A 23,932-nucleotide genomic window follows, 5' to 3' on the forward strand; every position below is an offset into this window, starting at 1 on the left:
TTTTTTTTAAAATACTATACCTAATGTACACCTTTATTAATCAAAAAATTTCTAATATGTATCTTTGATTTTAAAACATAAGGAGAAAATTTAGGAGCAAGATCAACAACTAATTTCCAAGTGTCTATAGCCCTTAATTTATAGTTATGATTATCATAACTATAAGTAGCATAAGCAACATTATATAATATTGTCCAAAAATCTGTCGATTCAAAACTGGCTTTAATATCAGTGTATTCATTTATTTTTTGAACAAAAGCCCTTAAATTTTTAAACTTATAAAGAGGTTCATAATAATTAACATATTCATACATTCTCGTTAAAATACCAATCGCAGCTACAAGTCCATGAGTAATTGCAAGTTCATAAGCACCTATTTTTAAATATACTTCTGATAATAACTGGTGAGTATCAATAACATTATAATTATTAAACCTGTAAAGATTAAAAGTAAAATCTAAACCAGAAGTTCCTCTAACTTGTTTTAAATAAGAATGTAAATAAAATGACATATTAGATTTTTCATCTGAAGTACCCCTATACTTTTTAATAACATAATGATAATTATAATAATCATCACTATTTGAAAACTTATTTAAAATTTCATTTAAATAATCAATCATATCAACATAATTATTTTCAAGCTCAGAAATTTTAGCCAAAGAAAAAAGAATTTTTTTCTCAAAAAATTTATCTAATAAATAATCTTTATATTCTAACGCCTTATGCAGATGTAATTTCTCCAGCACAACGTTGCCAGTCATCCTATAAGCAATAGATAAATAATAATTAGCTTCAGGATATATTCCTTTTTTTAGCAAAGCTTCCTGCAAACAATTTATTGCACTAGTAAGATTAGATTTAATGAATCCTTCCTTAGAATAAATAATTTGACGTCCTTTCTCAAGCAAAATCCAATATGGAAACTCTTTAACAGGCAAAGAATTTAAATTGAATATAAAACTTAAAATTAAAAAACATAAAACCAATCTTAACATATATTCATAAACACATTAAATTTTCTCACAAATTGCAAGAAAATTTAACGTCTAGAATCCTTTCAAACTTAAACAAATTTAAATATCATCAAGAATACCATTACAAAAAGGGCAACAGATTCTATTAAACCTAAAACCAAAAGATTTGTAGCAAATCCCTTTCCAGTCTCAGCAAAAGCATCACAAGCCCCTGCAGCAGTTTTACCTTGAGCAAAAGCAGAAATAGAAATTGCAAGACCGCCACCAAAACCAGCTCCAAATAATAACCAAGGATCTGCTTGTGTAATGACATCTGATAAAGTATTCATCAATATATAACCATATATTATTTGTGTCAAGGGTGCTGAAACAAAAACAATCAATAAGAAAGGAGCTTGCTTACCTTGCATATAACATCTCTTCCATGCTCCAATAGCAGCACTTCCTGCAGCTCCCATACCCAAAGCTGAACCTATTGCTGCTATTGTTAAAGCTGAATGAACTCCTATTAAACCTATATTCATAATTATATCTCCTTATCTATTCTTTAATTTTTCTAAAAGGTCTATAAAAAGAGCCATTCCATTCTTGACCCAAATGATTTGAAAATTCAAGCATATTAAGTCTAACTCCATGGACAACAACAGATAATAAAGATAAAGTTATATTTAGAATATGTCCAAACAGTATTACAAGAATGCCACTTATTATAAGACCAATATTAGATGATTTTAATAAAGATGCTGACATACTATTAAAACTATCAGAAATTGCAAGCCCTGCAAGCCCAACAGCAAAAAGCCTAATATAAGATATTATGTCTGCAAATCCTGAAACAGTAGCTAAAAATTGTTCTATTATCCCTCCAAAACTTTTTAATATGCATCTAAAAAAGTTTGAGCCATCCTGTTTTTCAAAAATAAAAACAAGTACAACTCCAATATATATCATATTAAAAACAAAACCATACATAGGAAACCTATCTTTACCAAGTATCAAATTAAGAACGAGATAATAAAGCCCAGAAATAACAATAACCCAACCAATTTGAGAAATTGAATGTATATAGGGTTTCTCTTTAACCTTTTGAATAAAATTCCATATATGAGCTAGTAATATTTGCAAAAGGCCTATTGTAAAACATACAAACATTATATTTTGCGTACTGCTCTTTCCCGTCAAATATTCAAGTTTAAAAGATTTTAAAATAGGAAATAACTCAATAAAAAAAGGACTACTACCAAACCAAGTTCCAGTCATCGAACCATATATTATTGCTGATGCGCTTAAATAAAATACTAAAGCATGAATAGATGTTAAAGGTTTATTTTTTAATAAATTGTTTAAACTAAGAATAATACCTATTATCAAGAATATCATTCCATAAGCAGCATCACCAATTATCATTCCAAAAAATATAAAGAAAAATAACATGAAAACACAACTAATATCCCTCTCTTTATATCCAGGAATTGTATCTAAAACATCAAAAATAGGCTTAGCAAGCTTAGCTATTCCCTTTCTCTTTATATAAGTAGGAACAACATCATCATCATCTGGATCTGCAAACTGTACCACAAATTTACCTTCAATAGTTGCACTTTTAAGTAGCTCTTTATTATCTTCTGGCAAAAATCCTGTAATATAGACAAAATTATCATCCTCTATATCCATGTCAGTCATAACTTGTTCAAACTCAACGACTTGATCATACTCTCTTATTTTGTCTTTTAAGACATCTCTATATTTATTTAAAACAGACAATTGGGTTAATTTTTGATCTAAAATTTCACTAACAACTCTTAACTTATTTTCAATAAAATCAAGATCAAAATCAAAATTATACTCCTCAACTGTACTTACCTTTTGCATAGAATCATTAATAGCTACGAAATAAATTGTTCCCTTAATATTCTTAATAATAGCAACATTAATTTCAGAAGATGCTAATAATTTTCTATATTCATCAACCCCAGACTTAAAAAATTGCACATAAATATTACTATCTCTTAATTTATTAACTAAATCAATAGAAAAATTTCCCCAACAAGAGATAATATCTCTCTTATTAAGCAATGATTGTTGAATATTCTTCAAATCTTTAATCTCAGTACTTAGATTAACTATGCTCTTTGCAACTTCCAAAAAATTTTCATTTGAAGAGCTTAAAACCTTTACTTCACAATCATCTTTAAGCAAAGATAAAGCTTTAATTAAAACTCCCCTCGTTTCAACAACTTTTTCTAAAGACTCTGAAACTTTATTACAAAAATTGATATGAACAACTCCTAACTCCCTTAAAATTTCAATGGCATCTCTTTTATACTTTAATAGAGTTAAAATCAAAACTTTCTTCATTTTTACAATCATAAACGCATCCCTATCTATCCTTAATTAATCTAGCTTTAGCCATTTTACCTCTTACAACAGCAGCTGTTTGCTGATCACCAAGATAAACATTGATCTTCTTGATATTAATTTTAGCATTAGGTATCATAATTTTCTCAAATAAATTTACTCTTTGAGAAGTAGTATTAAGTTCTGCTTCTAATAAGCTAGCCTGTTCATTTAAAACTTCAATCTCCGCATTTATCCTAATTATATTCTTAATAGCATCTATGCCGCTATCTACCCAATAAGGAGTTAATAAAAGATCATGATTAATAGTCTCATATTCTACAGAATTAAATACAGGAATAGTAATACCTGCAATATTTGAAAAGACTATTGCTACTTTTTTAATCTTAATCCAATCTTGAAAAGAAAAGCTCTCACCAAATAAAGCAATCCAAGATTCAATATTTTTCTTAAGCTTTTCTTGCTCAATTTTGCGATCTATTTTAAGCGATTCAATTTTTCGAATTTCTAAATGCAATTGCTGTTTCTTAAGCTGCAGGGTAGGCAAATACCTACTAAACATTTTAAGATTATCTTTTTGTTTTTTAAGCTCATTTTTTGTTAACTTAATTTTGGACATTTTTAATCCTTTTTCTCAGGCCAATATTTTTCTACAAGTTCAGTCTTAATTCCAGTCTCTTTAGGTTCAAAACAATTCGATAGAATTTCCCAACCCAAATCCAAGGCCTCTTCTAAAGGAATATTAACAGACAAGTCCATCATCTTGCTTTCAAACATACTACTGTATTTAAGAAGTTTCTCATCCCACTGTGTCATATTAAACCCCATGGATTTTTTCTCTACAGATTCCTTTGAAGATGCATAAAGCTTAATCATTGAGTCCATAATAGTCCTATGGTCATCTCTTGTCTTACCGTTAACCATTTGCTTAAGTCTTGAGAGAGAACCAAAAGGCTCAATTTTGCCACCCTTTAAATAGTATTGGCCTTCAGTAATATATCCTGTGTTGTCAGGAACAGGATGAGTAACATCATCTCCAGGCATTGTAGTAACAGCAAGTATAGTAATAGACCCAGCCCCTTCAAAGTCGATAGCTTTTTCATATCTAGATGCAAGCTGAGAATATAAATCACCAGGATAACCTCTATTAGAAGGAACTTGCTCCATAGTAATAGCAATTTCTTTCATAGCATCTGCAAAATTAGTCATATCAGTCAAAAGTACTAAAACCTTCTTACCTTGCAAAGCAAATTTCTCAGCAACAGCAAGAGAAATATCAGGAACTAGTAAAGACTCAACAACAGGATCATTAGCTGTATTTACAAAAAAGATTGTCCTACTTAAAGCTCCACCCTTTTCAAGAGAATCTTTAAACGTCAAATAATCATCATTCTTAAGTCCCATTCCACCAAGAATAATTAAATCAACTTCTGCTTGAAGAGCTATTCGTACAAGAAGCTCATTATAAGGCTCTCCAGATACAGAAAAAATTGGTAACTTTTGCGATTCAACAAGAGTATTAAAAACATCTATCATTGGAATTCCTGTTCTTATCATGTTTCTTGGAATAATACGCTTTGCAGGATTAGTTGATGGCCCTCCAATTTCAATTAAATCGTCCTCAAGACGCGGTCCTCCATCTTTTGGATTTCCAGCTCCATCAAAAATTCGACCAAGTAAATTCTCAGAAAATGTAATTTGCATTGGATGGCCTAAAAACTTAACCTCATCTGAAGTGGAAATACCTATCGTTCCGTTATATACTTGAAGGGAAACTTTTTCTTTTTCTAACTTAATAACTTCAGCTAAAGAACTTGTATCTTTTGACTTCACAATAGCAAGTTCCCCATATTTAACGTCCTGTGCTACAACAGTTATTACATTCCCAACAATAGATTCTATTTTGCTATATACTCTCTTCACTTATTCACCTCTAAAATGCAACTTCCTAGAATGTACTAAATTCTTTAACGTAATTTCTAATTTATTAAACTTTTCTTCCTTAAAGGGACTAAGATTCATATCTAAAATATTTTGCCTTAATTCATTTACAAAATTTCGTGCTTCCAATTTATTTTCAAATTTAAAGTCTGATTTTAAAATATTATAAAGTATATCAAACATATAATTTTGACGATCAAGACTTACAGCAGCATCAACAATATCAAATGAATTTTGTTGCAAATAACACGCATCCAAAAGCTCAGATTTCAAATAAACTAAAAAATCACTATCACTTATCCCTTCCTCACCAACAACCTTCATCATTTGATTTATCTCATTCCCTCTTGATAAAAATGACCTTGCATATTCTGTTTTTTTAAACTCAACAACACCTTTATATTTACTCCAAGATTCAAGAGGATTAATGGCTGGAAATTTTCTAGCATCAGATCTTTCTCTTGTTAGTCCATGAAATGCTCCTACAACTTTTAAAGTTGCCTGAGTTACTGGCTCTTCAAAATTACCTCCAGCAGGACTTACAGATCCACCAACAGTCACAGAACCAATACTACGACCATCATTTAAAATAACAATGCCAGCTCTTTCATAAAATGATGCAATAACAGATTCAAGATAAGCAGGAAATGCTTCTTCACCTGGTATTTCCTCAAGGCGACCTGACATTTCTCTCATGGATTGAGCCCATCTTGAAGTTGAATCAGCTAATAAAAGTATATCAAGACCCATTTGTCTATAATATTCAGCAATAGTAATAGCTGTATAAACGGAGGCTTCACGAGCAGCAACTGGCATAGAAGATGTATTGCAAATAATACATGTCCTTTCCATCAATGACTTGCCTGTCCTTGGATCTTTAAGTTCAGGAAATTCCTTAAGAGTCTCTACTACCTCACCTGCACGCTCACCACAAGCAGCAATAATTACAATATCAACATTAGCATTACGACTTGTAACTTGCTGAAGAACTGTTTTACCAGCACCAAAAGGACCAGGAATACAAAATGTACCACCCTTTGCAACGGGGAAAAACGTATCTATGATCCTTGTTTGAGTTACCATAGGCTCACTAGGAATAAGCCTCTCTTTATAATTAATAATTGGAATTTTAACAGGCCAATGAAAAGACATGGTAATTATATGTCTTTGCCCAGCATCATTTTCAATTACAGCAATTTTATCATCTACAGTATAACTACCATCACTAACAATCTCAACAATTTTATAAGAATCTTTTCTATAAAATGGAATCATAATTTGATGATTAATTGTACCCTCAACAACAAACCCAAGATAATCCCCTGCAATAACAGTATCTCCAACTCTTGCAGTTGCAATAAAATTCCATTTTCTAGTTCTATCAAGCGCACTTAAATACACACCTCTATCCAAAAAAAAACCACATTGAGCAGCAAGTGCTGGCAATGGATTTTGAAGACCATCATACACCTGACTTAAAAGACCAGGACCAAGTTCAACTGTCAAAAGTCTACCTGTAAACTCAATATCATCTCCAACAGCAATTCCTTTAGTCATTTCAAAAACTTGAGCATCAACTTCTCTATCTCTAATGCGAATTATCTCAGCCTTTAAATTCTGTCCGGTAGTTTTAATAAAAATAATTTCATTCATGGAAACTGTACCAACTACCTCAATAGTAACCAAATTTCCAATAACTCCTACTACTTTTCCTCTAGTTTCCATTCAAATTTCCTTTAAAAGTTTTACTTATTTGCATACTTAATGTTTGACAAATATCATCAAAATTCTTCTCGCCTATCTTTTTTACAAATAGACTTCTTCTTGAAAGCAATATTAACTTCAAAAAATAAATCACTAATTTTTCAAAATTAAATTCATTCCCTACCTCACAATACATTAAAAACTGCCATTTTAACATATCAAGTCCTAATTCTACCTCAAAAGGATTTTCTTTAAGACAAAGGGACTTCAAAATTCCCAAATAATAACTAGAAAAATAAGATGATTCTAAATAAACATCTTTTGATCGCCCTAACTTTTCAGCCCTAACATATGCAAGCGTATATCTTATTATTTCTTCAAATTCAATAAATTGATCAATTATCTTTAAAGTTCCTTTAGTAAATCTAGATTCAGATAAATCCTTTAAAAGAATAAAATCTCTCTTGCTTAAAACATTCTCAATGCTATTGAAAAATTGTTCTACACTTAACACCTTTCCTATTTTGAAATCAAGATAAGGTAATGATGACATAACATAGTAATATGAACTCAACATGCTATATCTCCTGAACTAATTTCATAATTTCTTTAAATCTCGGATTTAAATATTCAAAAAGAATATCAGCAATAGTTTTTGACGTAAAATCATAATATAAATTACCATCTCTTTGTTGAATTTTAAACCCTTTCCCTATCCCTTTAAAAGGTTTAATCTCAACTGCACTATTAAGTCTATCTCCTATTTTTGCTCTTAACATAGATAATAAATTAGAAATATCAGACTCATCAATTATTATATCTAGATTATTGTTATTGCTCCAAACATCCACAACTTTAATAATAAGTTCTGCCAAAAAATTATCATTACAAACATTAGCAATAGAATCTCTTAAATAAATTTTAAAAAGAGATTTAATATTCTTCTCAGTAGCAATAATCAAATCCCTAACTGCTTGATGAGATGCTTCAAGAGAATGTTTTTTATATTCATCAGCTTCCTTTTTTGCCTGCATTTTTAATTTTGTAGCCTCATTTTCCGCCTTCAAAATAATAGCCTCAGCATCTCTCTTTGCATTCAAAAGAATCTCATTTGCCAACTTTTCAGCTTCTTCAAGCCCATCTTTTTTAATTTTATTTATCAGATCCTTAACTTCAAACTGCACAAGAACTCCTTAAACACACAAAAAATAACTTAAATATTCAATAAACAGAATATTTAATTAAAAATATATCAATATATTTTTAATCCTTCAAAATTGAATTAAAAATATTTAAATCAAACATGGCTAAAAAAAATCCCCTATAATCTTATAAACATTTATATCATACACTATAGAAAGATTTTTCTCTGGAAATTTTTCTTTCAATTTTTCAGCAAAAACTTTAATACCCCTCTTTATGACTTTATTAGTGAATTCCTCATCAACTACGTTAAGAGTTATTATTTCAATAATAATCAAATATCCTCGTCCAAATTTAGAACCATATCCAAGGGTAAAAGACGTAGTAACACGAAAAAGCCCATCCAAAATTCCATTGGATGCACTACCTCTAGAAGGCCTACTTGGATGAATTTCATAAAAACTACCAAATTCATTCTCAAGAATATAATCAACATCAAGACAAATGTTAAACAATTCATTTTCAAATTTTTCAAAACTTGATATATTCATCTAAATTTCTACTATTGTTTTGCCAACTCCACCATCACTTGGATGAGCAAAATAATACTTTTTAACAAATTTTATATCTTTTAGAAATTCATGTACTTTTTCCATAAGAAGCCCTTCACCTTTACCATGAATAATCTCAAATCTACAAATACTTCTTAGTAACATATTATCTATTTTCTTGTTTAAAAAGTCTATAGCTTCAACTACTCTCATTCCTCTAATATCAATAGTTAGGTTTAATACATCATCTTGATTTTCAAAAGAAAATTCGAAATTTTTCTTAAAATTATCATTATATCGATCAATATCTGATATCTTTTCTAAATTGCAAGACGAAACTGTAATATTAAAAACACCAGTATTGACAATAAATCCTTTCTTAGTAACCCCCACTATTTCTCCTGAGGAACTTGATCCAGATACCCTAACCTTATCGCCTAATTTAAATTCAACTTTAGTAGCAATATCTTGATTAAGTGATTTAATTTTATTAGACTTAGCAAGTATATTATCTGAAATATCAGATATAAATGCCTTGTTTTTAATAGTACAAATATTACCTTCTTTTATTTCTCTAACCAAATTTTCTAAAGTTTTTCTTGAATTTCTTAAAAATTCTTTTTGCTCATTAATAAGTTTTTCCTCTAAGTTTCTTTCTCTTAATAAAAGATTATCCTGAATATTACTAATCTCAATTTCCTTCATTTCAATACATTTAAGCTTATCTTTTAATTCCTCTTCAAGTAAATATATTTCTCTCTCTTTTTTTGCAAGTTTTTCCAATATCCCATTAACTTCTGTCTTATTAGATGAATAAATATCTTTTGCTCTAAATAATATACTAGGATTAATGGAAGATTTGCTTGCAACATTAAATGCAAAGCTTTCACCTGGAACAGAGAATATCAATTCATAATTGGGTTCCATTTTTTCTAAATCCATCTGCATAGAAGCATTAATAACAAACTCATGGGTATATGCAAAATATTTAAGAGCATTGTAATGAGTTGAGACAATAGCATAAGACTCAATATTAATTAAATGCTCAAGAATAGCTACAGCTAATGCTTGTCCCTGTTCAATATCAGTACCTGAACAAAATTCATCAAATATTAAAAGACTATTCCTTGTCGAATGCTTTAAAATATAAGCAATATTATTCATATGACTTGAAAAAGTTGAAAGTGAATTTACAATTGATTGATCATCTCCAATATTAATTAAAATGTTATCAAAAATTTTAAAAGTACTAGCTTCATCAACTGGAACAGGAATTCCAAATTGGAACATAGCACTCAATAAAGCCACCGTTTTCAAAGTTACCGTTTTACCACCAGCATTGGGCCCTGTAATAATTACAACTCTATTATTTAAAGGACAAAAATTTATAGATTTTGCATTCTTTATCAAAGGATGACGAGCATTGACAATATTAAGACTACTATCTAATCTAGGAAATATTCCTTGAGTTTTTATTCCATAAATCGCTCTGACCTTTAAAGAATCATAATATAAAAAATTTCCATAAAGAGATTTTAAAAGCGTAATGTGCTCATGTATCTTATATGAAAGATCTTGTAGAATTTTTAAAACTATACGTTCTTTTTCAAGGTTTAAAAAGCCCAACCTATTATTGTCAATGACAATCTCATTTGGTTCAATATACAATGTCTCACCAGATGATGAAATAGATAAAACATTTCCCTTTATTTTGTTTTTAAAATTAGATTTAAGCGCAATAGTATACTTATTGTATTTATAACAAACAAATAAAGAGGTTAAATATTTTGAATTTAACCCTATAATTTGCTTGAGTTTCCTATTAATTCTTTTGTCTAAATTTTTAATTTCAAAATCAATTTCATCATACTCCTTAACAACACCTTGTTTTATTTTAAGCTCATCAATATCAATATAAATACATAAAATCTCTAATAAATCTTTAAGACTTGGCTCTAAAAATAATAATTTTTTTAAAACTTCAATTTCATGACTCAATTGAAACTCATTTTGATCAAAAAAAATCCTTATTTTTAAAACTTCTTTTAGAAACAAAATAATATTCTTAATTTCCTCAATAGAAACTCTTGAATTTTGCTTACAAAGCAAAATAATAGAATCACCTATACTCTCAAGACAAGAATTGGGATAATCATTATAAACTTCAATAAGCTCCCTAATTAACTTAACTAAAAAACATATTTGATTAATTTCTTCTTCAGTTTTTAATATTTCTTGTTCACCTAGAAGAGTAACCGTATCTGAAATAGATACATAAGAAGAAATTGAAGATAAAATTTGATAAAAATCAATTTTTTCCAAATATTTCTCTTGCATAACTCTTATATCTCTTAAGTTCATTTAAAATTTTTAAATAACTATTATATCTAAGTTCTGAAACTTGAAATCCAATTTGACTTACTACAAAACAATTTGGCTCATTTATATGCAAACAAGAATTAAATCGACATAAATCATTTAAACTTCTAAACTCTTTAAAGCAATATCTAAGATTTAAATGATCCAAACTTTCAATTCCAAATTCCTTAACACCAGGAGTATCAATTAATACCCCATTATCAGAATGAAAAGCCATAGAATAAACTGTAGTATGCTTACCTCTTGCATATTTATATGATATTTCATTTATAGCCTGAGCTGCATTTAAATCTAATAAATTTATAAGTGAAGATTTCCCAACCCCAGACTGCCCCACAAAAGAAGTCCTTGAATTTTTAATAACTTTTTTTATTTCCTCAATACCTTGCAAAGTAATAACAGAAGTTTTAATAACCCTATAACCTATGCTTTCATATATTTTAATAAAAGTGTCAACTTTATCACTTATACCTTGATCAACCTTATTTATCAAAATAATAGGAGTTATTCCTTGCTCCTCAGCAACTATTAACGTTCTATCGATAAATGAATTTTTAATTTCAGGAAGGTTAGCAGAACTAACAATTAAAACATTATTAATATTTGAAACAATAACTTGCCTAAGAGCAGCTTTTTTATTATAACGCCAAAGAATATTTTTACGTTCTAATCTTCCTTTAATATATACCTTAAACTCATCATAAACATCACCAAAAATAAAATCTCCGGGGACTAAAGGACTATATTCCTTATCTTGAGTATTTAAAATCTTTCCTTTAATGACACCTTCATAAATTAAATTAGTATTAACTTCAATAATAGAATAGATGTTATTAACACCCCAGAGAACCTCAAATCTTAGGTCGTTCAATCAATTATTCCTTTAAAATGCAAACCATATTTTTTACAGAAATTTTTATAAAAACACAAATTCTTATTTTGAGTTAAATAAAAATAACGCATTAAACCATCACTAATTTCAATGGCCTTCAATGAATTAGCAAGTTCATTAGTAACAAGTTCACGATTCTCATAAATAGGTATTTCTAAAAAATTTTCAATCATATCTTTAATATGCAAATAATGTGTACATCCTAAAAAAATCATATCTCTCCTACTAGCTTCAATTTCTAATTTCAAGAATCTCAATGCTCTAATCGCTTCTTCTTTAAATTTATCTCCATATTCCACAAAATTTACAAGTTCACTTGATGATTTTAAGACTAAATTTAAATGACATTGTTTTTCTCTTTGAACAAAGATACTATTTATGGTAGTATTTGTTGCAATTAAAATAACCTTTTTATGTACAAGCTCTTTTACTAAACTAACTGAAGGTAAAGTATATATTACAGGAAAATTAAAATTTAATTTGTCATATACACTAATAGAAGCTGTATTGCAAGCAATAACAATTGAAATAATATTATACATTTGTTTTAATTTTGAGATTAGTTCTAAAATTACCTTTAAAAGAAATTCCGGATTCTTTTCTCCATAAGGAAAATTCTTATTATCTGCAACATAAACATAGTTTCTTTTAACAAGAGTACTACTTATATACTCAAAATAAGAAAGTCCACCAATACCCGAATCAAAAATAACTATAACATCTTTTAAATCGCTCATAAAAATAAACCCTACCAAAATTAAGTATAGAAACTAATTTGTTCTCTTTCAATGAAAATAATATCACTTACAACGCACAATTTTCAAAACAACTATATATTAAGCTATAATTGTTACTAATATAAATTGATAGAGGAAAATATGTATAAGAGCATCAAAGAAATTTTAAGCAATCCCAAAGTAGATAGTAAAATTACAGTTCAAGGATGGATCAGAACAAAACGCAGCAATGGTAAAATTTCATTTGTAGAAATTAATGATGGTTCAAACATCAAAGGAATTCAAGCTGTCATTGATCAAGAAAATATTCAATTTGAAGAAAAAGAACTAAAAAAGCTGACAACAGGAGCTAGCATATCTTTAACTGGGATTTTAATCTTAAGCCCAGCAAAAGGACAAACATATGAAATAAAAACAACAAATTTTAATGTAATTGGAGCATCGGATCAAGAAACATATCCTTTACAAAAAAAAAGACATACCTTTGAATTTTTAAGAGAAATTCCTCATTTAAGAATTAGAACTAACACATTTGGAGCTGTAGCCAGAATTAGAAACCAACTCTCTTATAAAATTCATGAATATTTTCAAAACAATGGATTTTTATACATTAACACTCCAATTATTACATCAAATGATGGAGAAGGAGCGGGTGAAATATTTCGTGTCTCCACTTTAAACCTCAATAACATCGCAAAAGGACAAGAAGTAAACTTTAAGGATGATTTTTTTGGCAAGCAAGCATTCTTAACAGTAACTGGACAACTGCATGGTGAAGCTTATGCAATGGCTTTATCAAAAATATATACATTTGGCCCAACCTTTAGAGCAGAAAATTCTAATACAACACGCCATGCATCAGAATTTTGGATGATCGAACCTGAAATGGCCTTTTTTACACTTGAAGACAATATAACTTTAGCAGAAGATTTCCTTAAATATATTTTACGAGAAACTTTAAATAATTGCAGCCAGGATATGGAATTTTTTGATAATTTTATTGAAAAAGGTCTAATAAAAAAAATTGAGAACGTAATAAACTCCAATTTTGAAGTCATTACCTATACCCAAGCCATTAAAAGACTTGAAAATGCAACAAAACAATTTGAAATAAGGCCTTACTGGGGAATGGATTTACAAACAGAACATGAAAGATATTTAACAGAAGAAATTATCAAAAAACCTACTATAGTAATTGATTATCCAAAAAAATTTAAAGCATTTTACATGAAAATAAATGAAGACAATCAAACTGTTAAAGGAATGGACATACTAGTTCCACGCATTGGAGAAATCATTGGAGGAAGTGAAAGAGAAGATAATTTAGAAAAATTGAATCAAAGAATAAAAGAACTAAACTTAGAAGTAGAAACTCTTAATTGGTATTTAGATTTAAGGAGATTTGGGTCAACTCCTCACTCTGGATTTGGACTTGGACTTGAAAGACTAATACAATACACAACAGGAATAGCTAATATTAGAGATGTTATTCCATTTCCAAGAACCCCTAAAACTCTTTATTTCTAATAGAGAGTTTAGGAGGAAACAAATGCAAATTAAAATTTTATGTAAAATACTATTAATGTCATCAACATTAATGTTATTTTCAAATAATGAACAATTAGATAATAATTTAAAACCAGTTTTAAACGTAGAAGAAGAACTCATAAATAACAAATCAAACTACAACAAATATAATAGCAAAGAAAAAACTAAGATTAATAAATCTAGTACTATAAAATATCCAGAAAAAAAAGAAAAAATTCACAGTCTCAAGGCTATAAATAAAAAATATCAAAATCTTAAAACTAATAAAAAACAAAATAATAAAAAGTATAGGAATAATATCCTAGCAATCAAGAAATCAAGTAAAATAAATTATCCTAAAAAAACATCGCATTCAAAAAAAAATATATGGTATAACATCAAAATTTATCCAACTAATGAACAAGATACATTCACAAGATTAAAAGAAATAAATAATATCAATAAACAAATTAAAACAAATTTTGCTTTAATTGGACCAATTTTAGAAAACAATTTAGATGAAATAACAAAATCATTAAAAATCATAGGATATGATGAACTAGAATACATAAAAATTAATGCAAACTAAAGTTTTTTGACAAAAATTTCAAAATATCATTTAACTCATCATCTAAATTGGTAAAACTAAGTTTGTACTCATTTTCTGTTAAATCTATTAACTCATGATTGCTATAATGTATCCAAGTGTTTATATCATCTTCTGTTGAATATTTATTAACATAATAATCTGGCTTACAATCCACACATCTACGATCTTTATAATCATAAACAGCAATCTTAACATTTTTACTATCTATGCCTCTTTTTAAGACTTCATCTCGCAAATAGATAATAGTACGTCCAGTATCAAAAATATCATCAACAAATAACACCTTATCTCCTGCTCTTAAATATTTTGGATCATAAGTCCATCCATCTATCATTATTTCTTTTTGATGATTTGAAACATCATAAGACCTTGCAACAACCGCAGCATAAAGAAGAGGTTTTTCTAGCTTAATAAACTTAAAAAATTCGCTAATAATATTGCCAAGATAAGCACCACCTCTTAAAGAGACATACATAATATCAGGAATAAATCCATCTTTATAAATTTTATAAGCAAGTTTAAGACCGTTTATTCTTATCTCTTCATAAGAAATAAATTTTTTCATCTAAATAGTACTCCCCAAAAACATCAAAATTAAATGAACACTTACACTAACTAAATGTTGGTTAAACATAATCAACACTAATTCTTCCTAAAAAACATTTAAATTTTAAGCTTAAAACTAATCCTCCCCACCTGAGAAGCTTTAAACAAATTAAAAATCAAATATACATTTGATTAAATGAATTGAGATATTTAATCTAATAAAACTTATGTGATTAAATATCTCAAAAAGCTTAAAGATATACATATCTTTAAGCCATTGTTAAATTTATTTCTAAAAAGAAACTTTCATAGTTTTACCTGCTCTTAAAAGACTATAATTATTCTTTTTCTTAAGCTCAACAGCATCATAAAAATCTCTTATGCTTTTAATGCTATTTGAATTAACAGCCGTAATAACATCACCTGTTAAAATTTGAGGATTTTCACCTAAACTTGAATCAATACTATCTATGACAACTCCATTAATCCAATTTCTCAAACCAAGTTGAATCCTAACTTCATTAGTTAAAGGATAAACAGTAAACCCTGGAATTAATTTTACATTTGGTATAATTCCTTTTTCATTGTTTACCTTAGGTTTAGCACTAAGTTCTATATCAATATCCTTTTTTTCTTTCCCTCTTAAAATTTCAATTTTAATTTTCTCTTGTGCATAAAAATCATTAATATATTGTCTAACATCATAGGAAAAATTCATTTTAACACCATTGATCTTGCTAATTACATCACCTGGTTTAAGACCTGCTATAAAAGCAGATGTCTTCTCATAAATACCTGTAATAACTGCTGCTGAAATAGAATCATCTTCATATCCTAAACTTTTAAGAAATTCTGGGTCCTTATTTTTTCCATAATGCAAAGAAACTCCCATCCAAGCTGACTCAGACTTCTTACCGCTCATTAAAATATCAATAACACTCTTAGCATTATTAATAGGTATAGCAAAACCAAGCCCAACACTACCTCCAGAAGGAGAAGATATCCAAGTATTTATCCCAATCACTTCTCCATTCATATTTACAAGAGGACCACCAGAATTACCGCGATTAATAGCAGCATCTGTTTGAATAAATGAATTTCTTCCCTTCAAATTAGGATTTGCTGAACGATGAAGACCACTTATAATACCAGCAGTAACTGAAAAACTAAAGTTATGAGGATGCCCAACAGCAATCACCCAATCCCCTACCTCAAGTTCATCACTATCACCAAGTTCAGCTACTTTAATATCTGTATCACTAGCTTCAAAACTAATGAGTGCAACATCTTTTTTATCATCCATACCTACTAACTTTGCTTTATAAGTCTTATCAACATAAGTTATAATCTCAAATTCATTAGCATCATCCACAATATGACTGTTTGTAAGAGCATAAAATAAATTAGATTTCTTAGAATCTTTTCCAATAACTACTCCAGAACCAACCCTATGTGTCTTTCTTTCAACATTAAGTCCTGGCATATCGAAAAAAAACAAAAAATTAAAAGGATCTTTAACTTTAGCTATCCCAGTAGCATAGACCGCAACAGTTGATGGCAAAATATTCTTAGATGCACTCTTAAATGATTCTTGAAGAGATTGTACAGCGTGTTTGCCTTTTTCCTGTGCAAAAACAATAGTATTTTTATCAAACCCCAAATAATATATTCCAACAAAAAATCCAGTGGCTAAAGCTAGCAAACTAGCAAAAAATACAGAAATAAAATTTTTCTTCATTTTACACACCTCCATAATATAAACCAAATCGTCTTTTAAATAATACTTAACTAATAATACCTACTAAATTTTGCTTAAAATCAAAGGCTTCCCATCAACAACAGCAACAGTATGCTCAAAATGAACAGAATAGCTAAAATCAGAAGCAAATACCGTCCAACCATCATTCTTAATAGAAACCTTGTGTCCCTTTAAATTTACCATCGGTTCAATTGCTAAAACCATACCTTCTTGAATTCTAATATTCTTAAAAAAAGGCTCATAATAATTGGGTATGCTTGGTTCTTCATGCAAAGCAAAACCGACACCATGCCCTGTATATTCACGAACGATTCCAAAGCCAAATGGTTTAATATAATTTTCTATAGCTCTTGATATATCTAAAATTCGATTACCAACTTTCATTTCAGAAATTCCTTTATAAAGAGAAATCTCCCCCACTTCTAATAATTTATCAACTTCAGAACTTACTTTGCCAATCCTAAAAGTCTTAGCCATATCACTATAAAATCCATTTAAAATAACTCCACAATCAATACTAATAACATCACCCTCTTTTAGTTTTCTTGCACCAGGAATTCCATGAATCACTTCTTCATTTACAGAAGCACAAATAGTTCCCCTAAATCCATTATATCCTTTAAAAGCAGATTTGCCTCCATTTTTAGTAATAAAATCACTAGCAATTTTATCAAGCGCCATTGTACTAATTCCAGGCACAATATTTTTTTCAATTTCTAAAAAAGTCTGAGCTAAAAGTACTGCTGATGCTCTGATTTTATTAATCTCTTCTCTAGATTTTAATCTTAATTTCAAAAAATTAATTCCTTTCCTTAATCATTTCTATCATATTAATATAAAGCTTACCTGCATTAATTTCATGAAAAGAACGAGACATTAAAATAGACTCACGTCCATCTTCAAATTGCCCTAAATAAAGATAATTAATTCCACGCTTTAAATATATTTTTGCTATATCCTCACATTCGTCTAAAGTCATTTTATTTTTATCATCAAGAGTGAAAGGTAAAAAAGAAACTGTTTTATCAAAATATTCTTCAGCTGCTTTGTAATCTTTTTGATAAAACTTTAAAACTCCAAGATTATAATAAACCCCATATAAATACTTTCCCACTTGATTATCATAAATTACTTTCTCTGCAACATATAAATCCTTTTTAAGGAAAAAATAATAAAACCTATAGAAATAATACCAATCTTGAACTTCATCAATAGGATTATAAATCTTAAAAAATAAATCTAAATCTCTTAGATCAGAATAAAGAAGCAAATTCCATGCTAAAAGCTGAGCAATATCTGCACTATAATTTGATCTATAAAATAAACGCCATAAAAAAGATTTTTTAGCTTCATAATTGAAATTAGAATAATTCAATACAAAATTAAGTTTAAAAAACAAAGGACTATTCTTATATTTTTTTACAATCTCACTTGCATTAAAACAATCACCAGCTTCAAAATAAGTATTGGCTAAATAATAACTCATTATTTCATCACCTTTAAACCTTTCATTAGCTTTATTCAAATAAATAATAGCTCGTTTAAAGTCATTTTCTTTTTTAGCAATAAATGCCAGTCCAAGATATACCATCATGCTATAATCAGGAAATTCAGTATAAAGTCTTAAATATTCAATTTTAGCATTATGAATATCACCCTTCTTTAAATAAGCATCGGCCAATAAAAACATTAAACTCGGTTCACTATTATTATTAATAAGTTTAAGATTGAAAATGGTAAAATCTAAATTGCCAAGACCATAAGAAATATAAGCAAGCTCTCTTGCAAAATTTTTATCTTCATTTATCTTTGAAAGTATTCTTTTGGCAGAATCAAAATCCTTTCTTTCTATATATAATAGCATTGCATTAATTAAAAAGGCATTATTATTAAGACTTAAACCTATAGTCTCAAAAATCATCGGGTCTTTTTCTTTTTCTATTCTAATTAAAAAATTTTTAGTATCTTCTACATCATAACTTAAAGTCAATCTTTTAATAAAAGCCTCATCGTACAAATTTTTATATTCTTCATATCCCATAAGGTACTGCTTTGCAACATTATAAGCCTCTAAAATATCACCTACTTTAAGTTTAGAATGTACTTCAAGTGCTCTGAGTTTTAAATTCCCTGGCAAATTCTTAACCCCTATATTTAAAATATCTCTCATCAACAGATAATTATCAACTTTCATAGAATAAAGTCTTGCCCTTTTAATAAGAGAAAGCCAATTATATTCAGTATCAGCATAATAAGAACACAACTTGATTGCCTTTTGAGCACCATCTAAATTTTCCTTTAAAAAATAATCATCAACTTCTGCAATAAGCTCATTAAAGTCCCGTTTACCCTTCAAAAGATATAAAACATATGGATTAAAATTTAAATAAATAAAAACTGAAGCACAAAAAACAAAAAATACAATAAAAAATAAAAATACTTTATTTGCTTTCAAAATAGTTCTCCATTTTTTTTAACAAAGCATCAAGTATACCATTAATAAATTTATAAGAATTTTTACTACCATATTTTTTGGCAATCAAAATAGCCTCATCTATTATAAACCTTCTTGGAACCTCTTCTAAATCTTGAAATTTAAGTGAATACACACTCATTCTCAATATAGCAAGATCAACTTTATCCATCCGATCTAAACGCCAATTAAAAGAAATATCAGAAATCAATTTATCAATAGATTCTAAATTATCACAAGTACCATTAACTAAAAAAGAATAAAATAATTTTAACTCTTCTTCTAAATCAATCCCATGATCTTCAAGACCAAAAATATCATAAATATTATCTCTTGCCCTACAATTAATATCAATACTGTAAATCTTTTGAAAAGCTAATACTCTAGCTTTATGCCGAATTAAATCCATAGCCTATTATAAATGTTCTTTTTCTTACTTCAAACTAGAATCTAAAATTTGTATACTAGCAGATTTATTTAGCTTATCATAAAGCTCTTGTTGTATTTTAGCAATAATTTTTTGTTGATCCAAATTAATCATATTATTCTTTATAAGATCCTTAACAGTCATATCTACATTAGGAGATACCTTATCTTTAATATCTAAAAATCTCTGCGAATAAGTTTCAGTAACTTTCACTATATGAAAACCTTCTTTTGATGGTATTGGTTGAGAAATATTCCCCTTATTAAGCATAAAAACTTCTTTAATAAAATCTAGGCCAAGAACATTTTGTACTCTTTGATCTCCTCTTGTCAAAAATCCAAAATCACCATTTTTAGTCTTAGAACCCTCATCATTTGAATATTTTCTAACAGCTTCTTCAAAGGTAATTTTTTTTGATTTTATCTGACTTGCAATATCCTTTGCCTTTGATAGAACTTCTGATCTCTTTTTATCTTTTGAAGAAAAGAAAATATGACTAATTCTTGCTATATCAGGATTAACAAATTTAGTTTTATTAGCTTCATAATACTCAAGTATTTCCTTTTCACTTGGCACCTTTATTTCTGAAAATTTGGGCTGAGCTGTTCTTAAAATCAATTTCTGTGAAGAAAGCGATCTTTTCATTGAAGACAAAAGTTCATTCCAATTAGTACCTTGACTTTCTATAATTTGTTTAAGCTGAGCATCTGCAAGATTTGCAAGTCCAAATTGAGCTTTAATTGTTTGAATAACCTCTTCATCTGCAATTTTAATTCCTTGCTTTAAAGCTTCTTGAGAAAAAAGAATATCAGCTATTAAAATTTGCAAAACTTGCTTTTTTTCAGCATTACTTAAATCTCTACCCTGTGTCTTTTTTAATGTATCTAATCTAGAATCAAATTCTGTTTTAGTAATAATTTGATTACTATGCAAATTGATAATTACAATAGGAGTGTTTTGAGCAAAAGAAGTCATTCCTACAAAAAAAAATAACAGAAAACATAAAAAATTACTCATAAAAATCACCTTTATATCGATAACCGATTTAAATTACTATTACTTAATCAAATTTTAACAAAACATTAAATTTAAATCTAGTTTAAAATCAATAACATTTATCTATATTTATCTATATAAGAAAGCTGCTATACCTTGTCCACCACCAATACAAAGGGATACTATTCCTTTTGATTTGTCATTCATCCTCATAAGACGTGCAAGAGTTAATAAAATTCTTGAGCCACTAACTGCAAATGGATGACCCAATGCAATAGCTCCTCCATGAACATTAACAATATTATTATTTATACCAAATTTTTGATTTAAAGCTTTTAACACACTTAAAGACTGTGCTGCAAAAGCTTCATTTATTTCAATAAAATTAATGTCACTTGGGCTCAATCCAAATTTCTTTATAATCTCCTCAATAGCAAGATAAGCTCCAAATCCCATATAAAGGGGGTTTAATCCTACACTTTTAAAACCACCAATATAAGCTAAAGGTTGTACTCCTAGCTTTTTAACAAAATTCTCACTAGCCAATATTAGGAAACAAGCTCCATCATTTAAACTAGAAGAATTACCAGCAGTAACAGTACCTCCTTCTTTAAATACAGGTTTTAAAGAAGAAAGTTTCTCTAAACTTAAATTATCACGTATTTCTTCATCACTACGTATAACATGTTGAAGTTTTAGCTTCTTATCGAAAACTGAAAGTGGATATATTTCATCATCAAAATATCCGATATCTCTTGCTGAAATCGCTTTCATATGAGAATCATACGCAAACTGATCTTGCATTTCCCTAGTAATTTCATACTTTTCTGCTAAATTTTCTGCTGTAAGTCCCATTACAGTACTACTTGGAGTATCAATTAATGCATCTTTATATATTGAGTCTTCCATTTTAAAGTCACCAAACCTTAAACCATTAAATCTAACAACCCTTGGTAAAAGATAAGGCGCATTACTTAAATCTTCTATACCACCAGCCAAAATAATATCACTATTACCAAGAGCAATAGAGTTAAAAGCAAGTTCCAAAGATTTAAGTCCAGAACCACAAACTTTGTTTACAGTGAAAGCAGGTATCATTTCATTTAAACTGGCTTTTAAAGTAATTTGCCTAGCAATATTTTGCCCAAGTCCTGCTGAAATGACATTTCCAATAATAACCTCATCAACTCTATCAATACCATTTTTATTAAGCAAAGCCCTAATAATATCTGCAGATATATCAATAATATTGAGTCCCTTTAATACTCCCCCAAATTTAGTAATCGGAGATCTAAGTCCATCAAGAACTGCTATTTTTTCCATGCTTAACCTCAAAAAATAATTTTAAATTAAAAAAATACCAAAATATAGTTATAAAAATCAAATATGAAAAGTATCACAAATAATCTTATAAAAAGAATATCATTTATAGCATAAATTATTGAACCTATATTAAATAAAATGATACATTAATTAAAAAAAGATATATGTTATTAATATAGTTTAATTAAATGTATTTAGGCAAACTTCATTTCAATATAATCATTATAATGCTAGCAGTAAACTCTTATGGCTACAATTACTTAATAAAATATCAAAATGACGGAATTGATAAATACTATTTTAATAACTTGAATGATTGTATGGGATTTGCATTTATCGACTTTTTCGACGATCTAAGAAGCGGGACTTTAACATTTAAATACGAATCAAAATATAACTTTACAATAAATACAGAAGCACATATGTTAACTTTTAGAGGAGATCAAGATAATCCTGAAGAACTAAGAAAAAGAATAGATCTTTTTGAAATTGATTTTATGTATTATTTTTCATATTTAATACAATCAGAAAAACAATATCTTGGCAACATTGATATTGGAATTGGTATGAAAAATTTAATTTACGGAAACTGGGGTGGAGCACTAGCACAATCATCAGTGCATTTTGTCTTAAGACAATTACGACCAATTCCTATAAATTATGATAATTATAATTACAGAGGTTTTCTAAGTGCAGCAATAAACTATTCATATATGAAATTTTTAAACATCGAAAATTATATAGATCTATCTTATTTTGCAGATTATTTTTTCAAAACAAGTATTGCAATAAATTTTAGAAACGAATTTATAGGCATTGAAGCACAAATATTCTATCAAACTCAAAATAAAATAAAAGATATAGAAATCTACTCAAAAATACAAGAAGCAGAAACTGGTATTGGAATTCAATATAGACTTCACTCTAAAAATTTTTTCACAATAAATAATCTCAATTTATTCAATTTTTCAAGTAAGGAGAAATTTTTTAGCGTAGGAGGATTTGGTCTAATTTTCACTAAAGAATATGAAAACACATCGGAAAATAGTCTATATACTTTAAATCATAATTTTTCTCTTGGATACGATATCATGAGCCCATTACAAACTAGAAATTCAATATACTATAAAATCATGCCTCAATTAAAATACTATTTTGCAATAGCAACAAATTATGATCTTAATTTAGTTCATATCAATAGTCGTACAAATAGATTTTCATCCGGATTTATATATGAATTCTTTACAAAAGATCCCTTAACATTATACATATCTTGTGGAATAGCCTTATCTCATAATAGAGATAACAAGGATATAAAATCTATTTATAGACCAAAAAAAATAAAAGATACAATACAAACAGGATTTGAAATTGAACCTGGAATATCAGTAAAAACAATAAAATATAACAAAATAACTTATAATATAAAAATATTTACTAAAATAACTTATTCTCCAATTGTATATAACATAAATAATAATACTCTAGAAGAACAAAGATTAACTCTTAACTATTTTGGAATAGGCATAGAAATCAAAACATAATACTTTACATTAAAAGCAAATAATCTACTTTAAAAATATAACCTA

General features: G+C 28.2%; 22 protein-coding genes. 3 read left to right on the forward strand and 19 right to left on the reverse strand.

The genetic code is table 11. The annotated features are described in order from the left end of the window. Positions 1-20: 20 nt before the first annotated feature. The 12 genes from K5563_RS00460 to murI all read right to left on the reverse strand — a co-directional run bounded on the left by K5563_RS00460 (position 21) and on the right by murI (position 12,682). Positions 21-998, reverse strand: coding sequence for a hypothetical protein (locus tag K5563_RS00460; RefSeq protein ID WP_221037057.1), 978 nt, complete (start codon positions 996-998; stop codon positions 21-23). 68 nt (positions 999-1,066) lie between these two features. Then, positions 1,067-1,501: a V-type ATP synthase subunit K gene (locus K5563_RS00465; RefSeq protein ID WP_221037058.1), complete on the reverse strand. Its 435-nt coding sequence runs from the start codon at positions 1,499-1,501 to the stop codon at positions 1,067-1,069. 16 nt (positions 1,502-1,517) lie between these two features. Beyond that, complete coding sequence (locus K5563_RS00470; RefSeq protein WP_221037059.1) at positions 1,518-3,347, reverse strand: V-type ATP synthase subunit I; 1,830 nt, start codon at positions 3,345-3,347, stop codon at positions 1,518-1,520. Positions 3,348-3,357: 10 nt separating this feature from the next. Continuing rightward, positions 3,358-3,954: a V-type ATP synthase subunit D gene (locus K5563_RS00475; protein ID WP_221037060.1), complete on the reverse strand. Its 597-nt coding sequence runs from the start codon at positions 3,952-3,954 to the stop codon at positions 3,358-3,360. A 2-nt stretch (positions 3,955-3,956) separates the two neighbouring features. After that, positions 3,957-5,258, reverse strand: coding sequence for a V-type ATP synthase subunit B (locus K5563_RS00480; RefSeq protein ID WP_221037061.1), 1,302 nt, complete (start codon positions 5,256-5,258; stop codon positions 3,957-3,959). Then, positions 5,259-7,001, reverse strand: a complete 1,743-nt coding sequence (locus K5563_RS00485; RefSeq protein ID WP_221037062.1) for a V-type ATP synthase subunit A — start codon at positions 6,999-7,001, stop codon at positions 5,259-5,261. Continuing rightward, positions 6,991-7,557 carry a DUF2764 family protein gene (locus K5563_RS00490; RefSeq protein ID WP_221037063.1) on the reverse strand — a complete coding sequence of 189 codons (567 nt, stop codon included), beginning with the start codon at positions 7,555-7,557 and terminating at the stop codon, positions 6,991-6,993. Before K5563_RS00490 ends, K5563_RS00485 begins: the two co-directional genes overlap by 11 nt. A gap of 1 nt (position 7,558) precedes the next feature. Then, positions 7,559-8,164, reverse strand: coding sequence for a V-type ATP synthase subunit E (locus tag K5563_RS00495; protein ID WP_221037064.1), 606 nt, complete (start codon positions 8,162-8,164; stop codon positions 7,559-7,561). A gap of 123 nt (positions 8,165-8,287) precedes the next feature. After that, entirely contained in the window at positions 8,288-8,674 is a 387-nt protein-coding gene (locus K5563_RS00500; protein WP_221037065.1) for a hypothetical protein, read from the reverse strand. Further along, entirely contained in the window at positions 8,675-11,011 is a 2,337-nt protein-coding gene (locus tag K5563_RS00505; RefSeq protein WP_221037066.1) for an endonuclease MutS2, read from the reverse strand. Further along, a complete protein-coding gene (gene rsgA, locus K5563_RS00510) occupies positions 10,983-11,924 on the reverse strand; it encodes a ribosome small subunit-dependent GTPase A (protein ID WP_221037067.1) in 942 nt (313 codons plus the stop codon). The genes K5563_RS00505 and rsgA overlap by 29 nt, the downstream gene beginning before the upstream one ends. Beyond that, positions 11,921-12,682 (reverse strand): glutamate racemase, encoded by a 762-nt coding sequence (murI, locus tag K5563_RS00515; protein ID WP_221037068.1) that lies wholly within the window; start codon positions 12,680-12,682, stop codon positions 11,921-11,923. The genes rsgA and murI overlap by 4 nt, the downstream gene beginning before the upstream one ends. 141 nt (positions 12,683-12,823) lie before the next feature. On the opposite strand from murI, the gene asnS reads away from it, so the two are divergent. Then, entirely contained in the window at positions 12,824-14,209 is a 1,386-nt protein-coding gene (gene asnS, locus K5563_RS00520; RefSeq protein WP_221037069.1) for an asparagine--tRNA ligase, read from the forward strand. Positions 14,210-14,231: 22 nt separating this feature from the next. Next, the gene (locus K5563_RS00525; protein ID WP_221037070.1) at positions 14,232-14,798 is read left to right on the forward strand and encodes a hypothetical protein; all 567 of its coding nucleotides are present in this window, start codon (positions 14,232-14,234) and stop codon (positions 14,796-14,798) included. Here K5563_RS00525 and K5563_RS00530 read toward each other — a convergent pair. The 7 genes from K5563_RS00530 to K5563_RS00560 all read right to left on the reverse strand — a co-directional run bounded on the left by K5563_RS00530 (position 14,785) and on the right by K5563_RS00560 (position 22,343). Next, positions 14,785-15,384, reverse strand: a complete 600-nt coding sequence (locus K5563_RS00530) for a phosphoribosyltransferase (protein ID WP_221037071.1) — start codon at positions 15,382-15,384, stop codon at positions 14,785-14,787. The two genes, K5563_RS00525 and K5563_RS00530, sit on opposite strands and share 14 nt — an antisense overlap. Before the next feature lie 273 nt (positions 15,385-15,657). Beyond that, on the reverse strand, positions 15,658-17,103 hold the full coding sequence (locus tag K5563_RS00535) for a trypsin-like peptidase domain-containing protein (RefSeq protein WP_221037072.1): 1,446 nt from the start codon (positions 17,101-17,103) through the stop codon (positions 15,658-15,660). A 63-nt stretch (positions 17,104-17,166) separates the two neighbouring features. Then, positions 17,167-17,919 (reverse strand): type I methionyl aminopeptidase, encoded by a 753-nt coding sequence (gene map, locus K5563_RS00540; protein WP_221037073.1) that lies wholly within the window; start codon positions 17,917-17,919, stop codon positions 17,167-17,169. A 4-nt stretch (positions 17,920-17,923) separates the two neighbouring features. Then, a complete protein-coding gene (locus K5563_RS00545) occupies positions 17,924-19,579 on the reverse strand; it encodes a tetratricopeptide repeat protein (protein WP_221037074.1) in 1,656 nt (551 codons plus the stop codon). Continuing rightward, positions 19,566-20,006 (reverse strand): transcription antitermination factor NusB, encoded by a 441-nt coding sequence (gene nusB, locus K5563_RS00550; RefSeq protein ID WP_221037075.1) that lies wholly within the window; start codon positions 20,004-20,006, stop codon positions 19,566-19,568. Before nusB ends, K5563_RS00545 begins: the two co-directional genes overlap by 14 nt. A 24-nt stretch (positions 20,007-20,030) precedes the next feature. Then, complete coding sequence (locus tag K5563_RS00555) at positions 20,031-21,041, reverse strand: peptidylprolyl isomerase (RefSeq protein ID WP_221037076.1); 1,011 nt, start codon at positions 21,039-21,041, stop codon at positions 20,031-20,033. Positions 21,042-21,149: 108 nt separating this feature from the next. Then, positions 21,150-22,343 (reverse strand): thiolase family protein, encoded by a 1,194-nt coding sequence (locus K5563_RS00560; protein ID WP_221037077.1) that lies wholly within the window; start codon positions 22,341-22,343, stop codon positions 21,150-21,152. A gap of 188 nt (positions 22,344-22,531) precedes the next feature. On the opposite strand from K5563_RS00560, the gene K5563_RS00565 reads away from it, so the two are divergent. After that, positions 22,532-23,887, forward strand: coding sequence for a hypothetical protein (locus tag K5563_RS00565; RefSeq protein ID WP_221037078.1), 1,356 nt, complete (start codon positions 22,532-22,534; stop codon positions 23,885-23,887). Positions 23,888-23,932: the final 45 nt, after the last annotated feature.

Source organism: Borrelia sp. HM, assembly GCF_019669085.1.
In the GTDB taxonomy this organism is placed as follows: Bacteria; Spirochaetota; Spirochaetia; order Borreliales; family Borreliaceae; genus Borrelia.